This is a genomic window from Paenibacillus sp. LS-5, from assembly GCF_056121505.1.
In genome coordinates this window covers 16917-31011 of the sequence record NZ_JBWAVA010000003.1, presented here as the reverse complement: position 1 = coordinate 31011, position 14095 = coordinate 16917, and the positions used below count along the sequence as shown (strand labels likewise).

The window sequence follows — 14095 nt, the reverse complement described above, 5'->3', positions numbered from 1 at the left end:
CCGATAATAGTAGTTAACAGCACAATCAGGAAGGGGACTTACCCTCATGCTTAGAGGATTATATACAGCCGCTGCCGGAATGGTTACACAGCAGCGCAGACATGATACGGCAACGCAGAACATTGCTAATTTGAACACAACAGGGTACAAGCAGGTAGACAGTGTCAGCCATGCTTTTCCCGAGGTGCTCATTTCCGCAATGAGCGGCGGCATCGTCAAACCCGTTGGTAAAATGAATACAGGTGTATTTGCCGAACAGTCGGTCTCCCAATATTTGCAGGGAGATCTCATTGAAAGCGGCAAGCCGGCCGATTTTGCATTATCCACGGATCTGCAGGTGGCAGACCCGGCTACCGGCGGGAATATTAATTTTGACGGCTCGGGTAAGTATATAACTCCGGAAGGTGAGGTTATCTACCGGCCGCAGGCTTTTTTTACGGTACAGGACAATGATGGCAACAACTTATATACACGCAACGGCAGCTTCACAGTAGATTCAACAGGGCAAGTGCTCAGCGCGGGCGGTTTTAAAGTGCTCGACAGCAACGGCAACCCGTTAGTCTTGACAGGTCCTCAGGACAATCTTAAAGTAGACGGACAGGGCAATCTGCTAAACCCAGTAACGGGGCTTCCTTCTGGAACCAAAATGGGTATCAGTGTAGTTACAAGACCGCAGGAGCTCGTCCGGGACGGTAACGGTGTTTTCCATGCAGAGGATGTTGCAAATGCAGAGATCCGCTTCGCCAACGGCACGGATAATCTTCAGGTGCGTCAGGGATATCTGGAGAATTCCAACGTTGATGCGACTCAGGTAACGGTGGATTTGAATGCAGCTTACCGGGCGTATGAAGCGAATCAGAAGGTAATTCAGTATTATGACAGCAGCTTGCAAAAGGCTGTAAATGAAGTCGGCAGAGTCTAGGACAGGAGGAGTAGCTAATGAATAACTCAACAATAGGTGCATCTGTCTCTTTGTCCAGTCTCCAGCAGCGTTTGGATATTATCGCTAATAATATCGCCAATATGAATACTGATGGTTATAAGAGCAAAGAAGGTTCTTTTGAGGATGTGTTGACCCGGGTTCAGCAGCAGTCCAAGGATTATGACCAGCCTGGACGCAGCACACCGCTTGGCTTTAACATTGGCTTTGGGGTCCGTGTGCCCACGGTCACAAGCAACTGGGAGGAAGGTACGCTTAGAGAAACTGGGAATCCGACAGATCTGGCCATTCAAGGTAACGGGTTGTTTGGAGTTCAGGTGAACGGTGCTACTGCCTATACCCGCCAAGGGGACTTTCACTTTGTGCCCGACAGTGCGAATAAGGACAAAATGATGCTGGTGGACAACACGGGTAATCCTGTTTTGAATACAGAGGGCAAACCATTGACTGTACCGGTGAATGTAAGTGCGGCTATTGATGAGAGCGGACGGGTGCTGACTAAGACGGATGAGAATGCGCCTGCTCAGGTAGCCGGTACTATAATGATTGTAGAGCCTCTCAGCAAGAGTGCTCTTCAAGCTGTAGACGGAAATTTCTATGTGCTCGCTGACGGAGTTACCACACAGCAGGCTTTTAAAGCGGCTGGAGTACCTTCGACAATAGGTGTACGGTCCGGGTATCTGGAACAATCCAACGTGGATCTGAATAAAGAAATGACAGAAATGATGCAAATTCAGCGCACTTATCAGCTTGCCGCAAGAGCACTATCATCTAGTGATCAGATGCAAGGTCTGGCTAATAACATGCGCGGGTAGGTGAAGGAATGGCTCGTCAGAACAATGGTAAGCCGGAATCAACCGAAGCAGAACAGCAGCAGCCAGTAAGACGCCGGGGGATTTCCAAATGGACAATTGTTCAATGGTTTCTCATTCCAGTGCTGCTGGTAGCAGCACTAGCCGGTGGCATGGTGGTTGGCTACGTGATCCTCGGCAAAAAAGAATTCAGTGATGTGCTTCAATGGAGCACCTGGAAGCATGTCTACGATTTGGTGTTTGCACCATGAATTATCGTTAATATTCAAACTCCCTTGTTGTACAGGGGAGTTTTCTTTTTTATACTGGAAAATGTATAATGATGGAGGCCCCTGAGACAAAAAGGGCCCTCTCCGCCGTTATGGTGGAGAAAGCCCCTTATCTCAACCTCCACTGCTGCAGGTGGTGAAGGATAATATAATTTTCCCCGTAACTGTCCATATTTATGCAGTATGGTGAAGAATTTTAACGAAATGCTGCAGCAGCAGGGCAGTATAGAAGATGTGGCTTATATCCGAAAGGAGCTTTGTATCCATGCTGAATATCAATGAAATTCAAGAAATAATCCCCCATCGGCCCCCATTTCTGCTGGTGGACAAAATTACCGAAATAGAGATGGGCAAGCGGGCAGTTGGCATCAAGAATGTTACGGTGAATGAGCCATTTTTTGCAGGCCATTTCCCGGGATATCCGGTCATGCCTGGTGTCTTAATCACGGAAGCACTCGCTCAGGTAGGCGCTGTAGCGATTCTTGGCGTGGAAGCCAACAAGGGGAAGATCGGTTTTCTGGCAGGTTTGGACGGGTTCCGGTTTCGTGGTCAGGTTGTTCCAGGTGACACGCTTGAGTTGGAAGTGGAGATTACGCGTCTTAAGGGCAGCATAGGTAAAGGCCAAGCTACAGCGAAGGTCGCTGGCAAAGTGGTTGCTTCCGGGGAAATAATGTTCGCACTCAGCTAAGACCTGTTATAAAATCATATATCATAGATAGAGAAGGAGAGATTTTGATATGACTCAGTTAAGCCCGAAAGCCGCAGAGACCCTGTCACGCTGGCTGCAGGACCCATCCGTTGACGAGAACACCAAAGCAGAACTTCATGCATTGGAGAATGAGCCGCAGGAACTGGAAGAACGCTTTTACAGAGATCTGGAATTCGGTACAGGCGGTTTGCGCGGGGTTATCGGAGCTGGCAGCAACCGGATTAACCGGTATACTGTTGGCAGAGCGACTCAAGGCTTTGCGAATTATATCCTGGAGCAGCATAATGGCGAAGGCAGACCTTCTGTAGTAATCGCGCATGACTCCCGCCGCTTCTCGCCGGAGTTCACCCTTGAAGCTGCATTGGTATTGGCTGGAAACGGCATTGAGGCTCATTTGTTTCCATCCTTGCGCTCGACCCCACAGCTGTCTTTTACCGTGCGTCATCTGAAGGCTACTGGAGGCGTAGTCATTACGGCAAGCCACAATCCTCCGGAGTACAATGGCTACAAAGTATATAATGCCGAAGGTGGACAGCTTGTTCCGCATGAGGCTGAAAAAGTCATCTCCTACATCATGGAGGTAGACTCTTTTAATGGCGTAAAGCGCATGTCACAGGAAGAGGCAGAGGCCGGAGGTCTGCTGCACTGGCTGGGCGAACAAGAAGATGAGGCATTCACGGATACAGTAGCGGCTGTGAGTGTAGCCCGGGATGAGATTTCATCTGGGCTGGGACGTGATTTCAAAATTGTCTACACCCCGCTTCATGGGACAGGCAATCTGCCGGTCCGCAGTGTCTTGAAGAAAATCGGCTTCACAGAAGTGCATGTGGTGCCTGAGCAGGAGCAGCCGGATTCAGAATTTTCTACAGTGAAATCCCCCAATCCTGAAGAAAGGGAAGCTTTCACTCTTGCGATTCAGCTTGGCGAGAAGCTGGGCGCTGATCTGCTGATTGGTACGGATCCGGACGCAGACCGTATGGGTGCAGTAGTGCGCGACAACGAAGGTAATTTCATCGTTCTTTCCGGCAACCAGTCTGGAGCGCTCATGATTTATTACTATTTGAGCCGTCTGCAGGAGCAGGGCAAGCTGCCAAGCAATGGTGCAGTCGTTAAAACGGTTGTAACGAGTGAGATGGGTGCAGCTGTTGCTGAGCATTTCGGTGCTACCGTATTCAACACGCTTACCGGGTTCAAATATATCGGTGAAAAAATGACTCAATTCCAGCAGTCAGGTGAATACACGTATCTGTTCGGGTATGAAGAGAGTTATGGTTACCTTGCCGGCAATTATGCCCGTGATAAGGATGCCGTGCTTGCTTCCATGCTGATTGCTGAAGCAGGTGCTTATTACAAAGCCCAAGGCAAGACACTGTATGATGTTCTTCAGGAACTTTACGAGCAGTTCGGGTATTTCCTGGAAAGCCTGGAATCACGTACATTGAAGGGCAAGGACGGTGTGGCGCAGATTCAGGGTATTATGAATGACTGGCGCAGCAATCCACCGCAGGAAATTGCCGGTGCGGCAGTAAGCGAGATATTGGATTATTCCCTGGGACTTAACGGTCTCCCTAAGGAAAATGTTCTGAAATATTTGCTGTCTGACGGTTCATGGTTTTGCTTGCGGCCATCGGGCACTGAGCCGAAGATTAAAGTGTACTTTGCAGTTCGCGGTGAATCTCTGCAGAATGCCAAAGACAAGGTTGCTACGCTTACAGCTCAGGTTATGTCCCGCGTAGACGGGAAATAAATAATAGAAGAACAGGATTCAAGCGAAACGGATACCGCTCCTCTAAGGACGCGCATCCGTTTCTGCTTGAAATTAGCCTTGAACAGGCTTTAAGTGAAAGAGGAGGTACTTTGAAGTGCAGCAGAAATGGCAACGTTGGAACATCGCTTCACGGAAGTGGTTATGGATCGTAGTGGTGATTGGTGTGCTCGCTGCATTGCCTGTCGTCTATGACCGTCTGCAGACCGAAAAATCTTCCAAGACCGTGGAATTTGTTTTTGATTATCGCGACTTGGTGGAGGTGGCCAGCTACCAGGCGAATCCGCAGGATTACATCTCGCAGCAGCTTGACCGTTTGAAGGCTGCGGGAGTAGGCAGTATGGCTATCTATGAGAATACGCTGGAGGATTATCGCAAATCCCGCCGGCTGATGATATGGGGAGCGGCGGATATCGCCAACCTTATGAACACCGTGATTCCGGAGAATGAGAACTATACATATGTCCTCTTTACCAGCCCGGAGAACAGTGAAGCTCTTGCACCTATCATCCGTGATGGCTTCGGCAGTCTGGAGATAGCTACTGAGGAGTGGAGTTTCCGCGGACAACAAGGGCTAATTATCAAAACTCCGCTGGAGGATGCCACACTCAAGCCGTTGCAGCCGGATCCGTTTACCCTGGAGATGCTTCACGATAAAGGGTTTAATATTGTACCTCGTCTGGTGGATTCCCTGCCTTACAATGAGGCCGCCGTTACCAGACTGCTGGATAGATACAAGGAGCTTGGTGTCAAACGTCTGCTTTTTGAAGGCGAGTCTGTCAAAGGATTTAATGATGACGCTGATTTGAAAAGCATTACTGCCTTTGCTGATCTTCTTAAGGAACGCGGAATGGGAATTGCCGCCATTGAGAATATTAAAGCACAGCAAAAGGGCTTCAATAAATTAGCATATCTGCTGGATTACAATGTAACCCGGCTATACTCGCTCAGTGAAGGGGATTCAGCCCTTTCTCCGGAAACAATCGCTGACCGTTTTGCACTTGCAACCAAAGACCGCAACATCCGAATGATCTATCTTAACACCATTCCGTCGCGTGACACATCCAAGGCTCAGATAAAAGACACTTTGGATAATCTCATTACGAGCCTCAGTGATCCCGGCGGTGCGGTGGAGAAAATTGAGGGCAATGGATTTACATTGGGTCAAGCCACTGCTTTTGATGTTGTGGATTCCTCATTCCAGCGTTATTTTAAATTGATTGCAGTTATAGGTGCTGTGGCGATGGTGGCCCTATTGGTTTCTTATTTTATACCTTGGCTCACGTTGCCGGCCTGGGCACTTGGCCTGGTAGGAAGTGCCGGGCTGATGTTATTGAAGCCGCAATTATTCGAACAGGCTTTGGCACTTGCGGTAGCTATTAGCGCACCGACTGTGGCAACTATATTGGCCATACGCAAAATCAATGAAATGGGTCCACCGCTTAGGGTCAATCCGTTGACCTTTGCAGTGATGACACCACAGCGCCGCCTGACCCACAGTCTTGTACTCTATATCAAAACAGCGTTGATCTCCTTGAGTGCCGTGCCTTTTGTGATCGCGCTGCTAAACAATATCACCTATAGTCTGGTGCTTAATCAGTTCCGCGGTGTCAGTCTGCTGCATCTGGCGCCTATTGCGCTGATTGCTGTATATGTGTTGCTATACCGTGGTGAGTTTGTTCTGAGCAAGACCGGAAAACTTCTGCGGACGCCGATTACCTTAGCTTGGGTGATTGCAGCCGCTGTACTTGGGGTAATGGGGATGTACTATCTGAGCCGAACCGGTAATAACGGCAATGTAAGCTCTTTGGAAATGTCATTCCGCAACTTCCTTGAGAATGCAGTCGGGGTCCGTCCACGCAATAAGGAATTCCTGCTGGCCCATCCGCTATTTATTCTGGGTGCTTTTATGGCGTATAAATACCGTAATGCTGCGTTTATCATGATTATTGCTGTGATCGGTCAGCTCTCCATGGTTGACACTTTTGCCCATATTCACTCTCCCGTGCTGATTTCACTGGTCCGTGGAGTGCTGGGACTGGCACTAGGCCTGATTGTGGGCCTGATCGCAGTAGGGGTATGGCAGCTTGTGGAAGGGTGTTGGAAACGATGGTCGCCGCTCCTCAAAAAATAATTATTTCAGGCTATTACGGTTTCCGGAACAGCGGGGATGAGGCGGTGCTGCAGTCTATTCTTATTGCACTGCACAAACACGCCCTGGCAACGGGAACCGTCATTGAGCCGGTTGTTTTATCGATAGACCCTGAATGGACGACAGCGACATATGGCGTGAAGTCCGTGCACCGTATGAAGCTTGGAGAGGTACGAAGAGCCATTGCCGGAAGTGCAGGGTTGATCAGCGGGGGAGGCAGCCTGCTGCAGGATGTGACCGGGAGCAAAACGATTCCATACTACCTGGGCATCATCAAGCTGGCTCAATGGATGGGCAAACCAACCTTTATTTACGCTCAAGGAATTGGCCCGGTCAACCGCAAGCTTTTTCATCCGTTGATCAAATCGGTTTTCCGCAAATGCAGTTATATCTCTGTACGGGACGAGCAGTCACGTCAGCTGCTGCTGTCCATGGGGTTAGACAAGAACAAGATCGAAGTGGTCCCTGATCCGGTGATGGGTTTAAGTCTTCCGGAAGATGAAGCTACAAGAAGCAATGGGGCTCATTCACAGCCTGCTTCTCAAACTGTCGGGATATCTGTCCGCTTTTGGGAACAGGGGCGGGGAGATCTGGACGCGATTTCGGATGGCTTGCTACAAGCCTGTAAGCAGGCTCCGCTTCATCTGAGATTCCTGCCGTTCCACCATCCTTCTGATATTGAAGCCTCACGGTATATCATGCAGAAGCTGGAGCGGGAAATCTCCCAGTACGGTGGAGTGGTCAGTATCCGTGAGGATGCCCATCACCCGCAGCAAATGCTGCGGGAAGTAGAGGGATGTGATGTCCTGATCGGAATGCGGCTGCATAGCCTGATTTATGCTGCAGGTAGACGTGTGCCACTCATTGGCATATCTTATGATCCGAAGATTGATCATTTTCTGGAACGTGTCGGCTGCCAGCCGATTGGAACCACGTCTTCACTGGACAGCGGCAAGCTTGCTGCGGAAGTGCTGGGACTTTTGGCAGCAGGGGATGAGTGGAAGCTTACACGTGAACCGCTTATTGCTTCACTAGTTCAGGAGGCCGAGGCGCCAGCCCGGCAAATTATTGAATATTTCCGCCATAAAGGGTGATTGATACATGAGAGCAGACAGTGTGATTCCCACTGTGCCGATTTTTGGCATCCGGGTATCCAAAATCGATATGAAGGCGACCGTATCCTATTTAACCGATGCCATCCAACAACGTGTGCCGCATCAGGTAATTACAGCCAATCCCATCATGGTTATGACGGCATTAGAGAATCCTGCTTATATGGAAATAATGAAATCAGCTGAACTGGTTGTTCCCGATGGAACAGGTGTCGTGTGGGCAGCGGAATATTGCAAACAGCCCGTAGCTGAGCGTGTTGCTGGTTTCGATCTGCTACATGAATTGCTGCATCGAGGAGAAAGCTACAATTGGAAGGTATATCTTCTGGGCTCTACACCTGAAGTGATTCGCGAGACGGCCTCCCGGTTACAAACTCAGTATCCGGGTATCCTCATCGCAGGATATCACGACGGTTATTTTGGTCCTGAGGCAGATGAGGAGATCATTAGTGAAATCATCAACGCAGAACCTGATCTGCTTTTTGTCGCCAGAGGAGCAGATAGTCAGGAGCCTTGGATCGCCAAGTACAAATCCCGGCTGAATATACCGGTTATGATGGGTGTCGGCGGGAGTTTTGATGTGATCTCCGGCAAGAGCCGCAGAGCCCCCAAAGCCTTCCAGAAACTTCGTGCAGAGTGGCTGTACCGCCTTCTTAAGGAGCCTACTCGCTACAAAAGAATGCTTGCGCTGCCGAAATTCGCAGTAAAAGTGCTGCGTGAGAAAGATAAAGTGACAAAAGCTCAGTAAAACGCGGTTTTTTAGTGTGAAAATACGATTAATAGCCTAAAAACAGAATTGGAATTTGTTTTACGTTCAGCGTATAATTCAATGCGGTAGAGAAATGGAGGTCGACTGGTCAAATGTTAATCATATACATCGCCGGATTCATTGTGTGCATGGGACTTGCACTGCTTTTGACACCACTGGTGAAGAAATTCGCAATTAAAATTGGTGCCACGGATGTGCCGAATGCCCGTAAAGTGCATACTAAGATCATGCCCCGCCTCGGCGGATTAGGTATTTTTCTGGCGTTTGTGTTAGGTCTGCTTGCCGTATTACCGCTTGTCCCTTATGATTTTACTCCGCGGGAGGCAAGTTTCATCAAAGCGCTGCTCTCGGGTGGCGGACTGATCGTGCTTATCGGTGCACTGGATGACCGGTTCGAGCTTTCAGCAAAAGTGAAACTGTTGGGCCAAATTGCCGCAGCTTGTATTGTTGTTTTCGGATTTGGAATTACCGTTGATTTTGTAAACATTCCATTTAATAATACGTATTCCTCACTGGAAAGCTGGATTGCCATTCCGCTGACCATCTTCTGGATTGTCGGGGTCACGAACGCCGTTAACCTGATTGATGGGTTGGACGGGCTTGCTGCCGGGGTTTCCGGTATCGCGATTGCTACTATTGCCGTCATGGCTTTTTTGATGGGCAATACGATGGTTGCACTGCTTTGCCTGCTTCTGCTGGGTAGTATTCTTGGGTTCTTGTTCTTTAACTTTCATCCCGCCAAAATCTTCATGGGTGATACCGGATCGCTGTTCCTGGGCTTTTGCCTGGCACTGCTTGCCTTGCTGGGATTCAAACAGATTGCCGTGGTTTCCTTTATTACACCGCTATTGATCATTGGAGTTCCGCTATCGGATACGTTTTTTGCCATCGTCCGCCGGAAGCTGCAGAAGAAACCAATCTTCGCTCCGGACAAAGGACATTTGCATCACTGCCTTCGCGAGCTTGGCTTCAGCCATCGCCAGACTGTTCTGATTATTTATGGGATTGCCGCATTCTTTGGAGTTTTGGCTGTAATTCAAACGTCCGCATCGTTATATGAAGCCAACTGGGTAACCTTCGTCGTTATTTGCGTAATGCTCTTTTTCCTGCAGATCGGTGCAGAGATTACGGGTGTCATCAGCAAGACCAAACGTCCGGTTCTCAACTCCTTGGCGAGACTCCGGTTGAAGGTAACTCAGGAACGCGGTTCTAAACTTTAAGGTTTATTTCTTATCGGGTATAGCAATTATTATATTTATGAAGAGCTCATCCTATAGTGGGGTGGGCTTTTTTTGCATTTTTACAGCTTAATAATGAAGAAAGCTGACAAAGTAAGAAATAGGAGTGTTTAGGAAATTCGAGATATTCCTTCAAATAATCTTCTGCCGGACCGATAAAATAATTAATATCATCAAAAAGGGAGAGATTAATGACATGCAGCGCATGAGAAAGACATTTGTATGGACGCTTCTTTTCGCTTTACTAGTATCTTTAATTCCTACTGGCCTTATGAATACTGCAGTGGCTGCCACCGTTGTGCTTAAGCCTACCAGTTATTTCACGCCGGATAATACGACATTGCGCAACACTGTCGATCTGACATTACTGCCTTCAACTAGTACAACTAATCAAATCACAAGAACGAATGTATTACCTGTAACGGATGCTAGTTTAGTTGTTACAGGAACGTTCACGAAAGTGACCAGTTCTACGCTGGGAGCGAGTGTACAACGTCTAAACTGGGAGAATGGGACTTGGGTAGAGGATGCTACTCATGTCACACCTGGTGTTGTTCAATTAGATGTTAATAGCCCTGACAACCGCTTTAGCGCAAATCTGACTTTGTTTCCAGGGATGAACCGTATCACTCTAACGGGATCTCAGGGAAGTAATGACCGTTCTGAGTCATTTTATGTGCTGTTTGATCAGGTTCCATATGTAGAGAAACTCCAAGTATTAGGCGGATCATCGACGCTTAATTTGAACGAAGGAGCACAGTTGGTTGTAGCCAACGAAGAAATCACTCTTCAAGGTAAAGCAATGAATGCAACAAAGGTTACTGTTGCCATCAATGGCGGATCAGCACAAGGCACTTCCTTGCTGCAGGATGGAACATTCTTCTCACAGCGCATGAAGCTTAATCCAGGTGTCAATAACCTGAAATTAGTAGTACAGAATGGCTCAGATAGCTTGAGCTTTGAATATTCGATCTTTTATTATGATGACAAGAATCCCATAGTCAAAATGTATCTGGTTGATTCGTCCACAACCCCACAGGGGCAGGATCTGCTGTACGGGGATCAGCCAGTGATGACTGAAGATAAGGACACTGCGACGGTAATGGTCCAAATGATGTGGCCTGACAATGCAGGGATTCCATTTGAAGGTTCGGCAGGCGTGAATTTGGATAGTGCAGTGGTAACAAGTGTAACTTATGGGAGCGGTATTACGATTGATAGTTCCACTGGTATATCGTTAACTCCCGGCAAGGAAGTTCTGGTACCTTCTCCTATCAAGAATGCCCCTTCTTATAGGCTGGTGTCATTTGCGATTCCTTTGACACTTAACAAAGACACTGCAGGCAACAGATTAGAGACGCAAACACATAATCTATCCGTTGGTTACGGCACCAAGACCGTTAACAGATCTTTTGATTTTCAATATATGAAGGGTAAAATCGTAATCACAGATATGAAATATCTGAATGGATACGATGGAACAGGTGTTATTCCACCCGGAGTACCACTGAATGGAGCCAAGGTGGATTCCAGTTCCTTCTACATCTCGGTTACAACAAATACCGCAGTGACAACTCCAGCAGAACTGATTGCAGGCTATTTGCCTATTTCCACTACAGGACTGACACCAGTACTGGTGCAATCATCTACAAGCGGTACGCAGCATATTTTTAAAATATCGGATTTCCAGAATGGTAACCAGACCGTCCGATTCAATATTAAGGGTTCAACTGCCTATAAAGATGTTAATATTTCCTTTGCTTCTAAGAACTATATTTATGTATCAAACCTTACAGATGGACAGACTATCGTTATAGATTCTAAAGCCAGCAAAATCTTGAATGTTAAGGGCAAATACATTGATTTCAACTTGACAAGTACTCATTTTCTGGCCGAAATGTATGCAAATGGTACAAAAATAAGACCAACGGGTACAACAACGAATTGGCTTGATCCTATTGATGGTGGATTTTCAGTTGACTTAGCTATAGATGCAACCAATGGACCCTTAGTGTTCGGGGAGAATAAAATCGTCCTTACGGGCACAGGGACGGACGCCAAAGGGCAAACCCGTCAAGTGCGCAAGGAATTGATCATTTACATTCTCGACGAGAACGTATCTACGATCAGTAAGTTTCAACCGGCTGTGAGTACGGGCAGAAGTACATTCCCTGACCCGGCTTATGGACCTACCGATATTGCACTGACCAAGCTGTTTAACTTAACCCCTGATTTTATTTATAAAGACAATAAGTATACTACCAGCTTGAAGACATATGATTTGGTGTTTAGAGGTAGCGGTGCGGTTAAACTCAATTTGAACCTGGGAACCAAAAATATACTCTCACTCGATATTCCAGCGAATGCGAGTACATCAACTACACCAAGCCCGGTTTTTTCAGGTACAACCTATACCACTAGTTTTGCCGGAAGCCAAAAGGACTTTGTCATGCGGATTCAGGATTTTGTGAACGAAACACCAGGAACGTACATTTATACGCTTGAGCTTATTAATAGTACAGGAGCCAAGACCAGCCAGAAGTTGGAGATTGTCAGAGAGGTAAGTGCCTATCGTATTCTTTCTCCGCAACCTTCTGTTGGTACTCAGTATGTTGTGAATAAAAACTTTGTTCACTTTGATATTGATGCTGAGGGAGCAACTGGTGTCATCATTGACAAAGATCCAGCAATCAGACGTACGGATCTGGGACCAGGACGTTTTGCACTCGACTATGTAGGGTTGAAACCAAATAAGGCGAACACGATCAAAATTCAAATTGTTCGCGGTGCTACCACAAGTACAGATACGATTTCAATATTCTATACCGGTACAGTAGCAGTTGATTCGCAATACATGGCACCTAAGGTAGCGGATAAATACAGTGTGTTCGACAAGGCGTTAGAATTAAGCTTCCCTAAAGGAACGGTCATGGAAACTACGGATACACGTAATTTGACGAAGTTCTATCCAAATACCAAGCTGCGGTTTGGGATAGCGGAGCCAACCAGTGGTGTTGTGGAACGGCGTAATGATTACGGGAACGTCATTGGCTTCCCAGAAACCTTTACAGAGAGCGGCATACCAACCTGGAGTATTCCAGATGAATTTATGCTTCGCTTCGGTTCGAATTATGAGAGCAGCAACTTTGGCCGCATTTCGGATGTGTATTGGATCAGCGGAGGTTTGGGCGAGCTAGGGAGCTCATCATCAGCAGGATATGTGCCAGCTACGAACGGTTTAGCGCCTTATTCAGTAGACGGATTGTTCGGTGATCCAGCCACTCCTGCAGAGCGCATTATTACACCTTCCAAACGCGGAACGCTGAAATTGGCTTTTGACCCCAATGTTGTGAATGAAGCAGGAACTATGATTACAGTATTCAAATACAGCAATAAACGGGAATGGGAAAATATCGGCGGTACTGTAGATACAGGTAAGCATACGATCTCGGTTCCGTTTGATGAATTTGGTTACTACAAGGTCATGAAAATGAGCCGCGGCTATAATGACGTGACTAATCATCAATGGGCAAGAAATATCCTGAACGCCTTGTACTCCAAAGGAATTATGAATAATCTTCGTTTTGAACAGTTCGGAACAGATGATCAAACGACCAGAGGTGAATTCGCTACCCTGCTTGTTAAGGGATTGAATCTTCCGCTTAACTATGACGATAACAAGACTTATGCCGATCTGGTTCCTGGAGCTAGTTCAATTACCTGGGACTATGCACATATTGAAACTGCATCCAGAGCGGGTATAGTAACAGGTCTTACAGATGGTGTGTTTGGCCCGGATCAGCCAATTACACGTGAGCAGGCAGCCGTAATGATTGCCAGAGCGCTGAAATTGAAGCTTGCTACTAACGATCAGAAATTAAAAGATGCGGTAGCCAAATCGTTTGTAGACTCCGGTAAAATTGAATCTTACGCCTTGTCCGCAGTCCAAGCGGTTTCGAAGGCTAAGATTATGAACGGAACTGAAGTCACCATCAGCGGTCAAAAGAAGCCATCTTACAACTTTAATCCTAAGTCCAACATGACTAGAGCAGAGGCTGGTAAAATTGCCGTTGAGTTGCTGAAGAAGAGTACCACTATCTTCCCTAAAACTCTAAGCTAAATACAAAATCTAATGGATTCAGTTGGATTACAGGGGGGCGATTTAATCGCCCTCCGTTTGTTTATGATCAACTATGTTCAGGATAAGCTTTATTAATCAAACCTCTTTAGATATAATGAATTACGGTTCTTGTTGTTTTTGGGGGATATGACTTCACACTGGTTAATTACCATATAGACATCTTTGTAATTCGCTCCCATTTACGTTAC

General features: G+C 47.1%; 10 protein-coding genes. All 10 read left to right on the top strand.

Annotation, left to right across the window (positions count from 1 at the left end; all coding sequences use genetic code 11):
- Positions 1-46 precede the first annotated feature (46 nt).
- The 10 genes from AC0MA3_RS05750 to AC0MA3_RS05705 all read left to right on the top strand — a co-directional run bounded on the left by AC0MA3_RS05750 (position 47) and on the right by AC0MA3_RS05705 (position 13886).
- Entirely contained in the window at positions 47-922 is an 876-nt protein-coding gene (locus AC0MA3_RS05750) for a flagellar hook-basal body protein (protein WP_474655462.1), read from the top strand.
- Positions 923-939: 17 nt separating this feature from the next.
- Positions 940-1755 (top strand): flagellar hook-basal body protein, encoded by an 816-nt coding sequence (locus AC0MA3_RS05745; RefSeq protein ID WP_379157168.1) that lies wholly within the window; start codon positions 940-942, stop codon positions 1753-1755.
- 8 nt (positions 1756-1763) lie between these two features.
- The gene (locus AC0MA3_RS05740) at positions 1764-2003 is read left to right on the top strand and encodes a DNA-directed RNA polymerase subunit beta (protein WP_474655461.1); all 240 of its coding nucleotides are present in this window, start codon (positions 1764-1766) and stop codon (positions 2001-2003) included.
- A gap of 283 nt (positions 2004-2286) precedes the next feature.
- Entirely contained in the window at positions 2287-2709 is a 423-nt protein-coding gene (fabZ, locus tag AC0MA3_RS05735; protein WP_379157174.1) for a 3-hydroxyacyl-ACP dehydratase FabZ, read from the top strand.
- Positions 2710-2758: 49 nt separating this feature from the next.
- Positions 2759-4477, top strand: coding sequence for a phospho-sugar mutase (locus AC0MA3_RS05730; RefSeq protein WP_474655460.1), 1719 nt, complete (start codon positions 2759-2761; stop codon positions 4475-4477).
- Positions 4478-4592: 115 nt separating this feature from the next.
- The gene (locus AC0MA3_RS05725; protein ID WP_474655459.1) at positions 4593-6629 is read left to right on the top strand and encodes a DUF5693 family protein; all 2037 of its coding nucleotides are present in this window, start codon (positions 4593-4595) and stop codon (positions 6627-6629) included.
- The gene (gene csaB / locus AC0MA3_RS05720) at positions 6605-7741 is read left to right on the top strand and encodes a polysaccharide pyruvyl transferase CsaB (RefSeq protein WP_474655458.1); all 1137 of its coding nucleotides are present in this window, start codon (positions 6605-6607) and stop codon (positions 7739-7741) included. The genes AC0MA3_RS05725 and csaB overlap by 25 nt, the downstream gene beginning before the upstream one ends.
- Before the next feature lie 7 nt (positions 7742-7748).
- Positions 7749-8507, top strand: coding sequence for a WecB/TagA/CpsF family glycosyltransferase (locus AC0MA3_RS05715; protein ID WP_474655457.1), 759 nt, complete (start codon positions 7749-7751; stop codon positions 8505-8507).
- 113 nt (positions 8508-8620) lie between these two features.
- Positions 8621-9748: a glycosyltransferase family 4 protein gene (locus AC0MA3_RS05710; RefSeq protein WP_379157188.1), complete on the top strand. Its 1128-nt coding sequence runs from the start codon at positions 8621-8623 to the stop codon at positions 9746-9748.
- 214 nt (positions 9749-9962) lie between these two features.
- A complete protein-coding gene (locus tag AC0MA3_RS05705) occupies positions 9963-13886 on the top strand; it encodes an S-layer homology domain-containing protein (RefSeq protein WP_474655456.1) in 3924 nt (1307 codons plus the stop codon).
- Positions 13887-14095 lie beyond the last annotated feature (209 nt).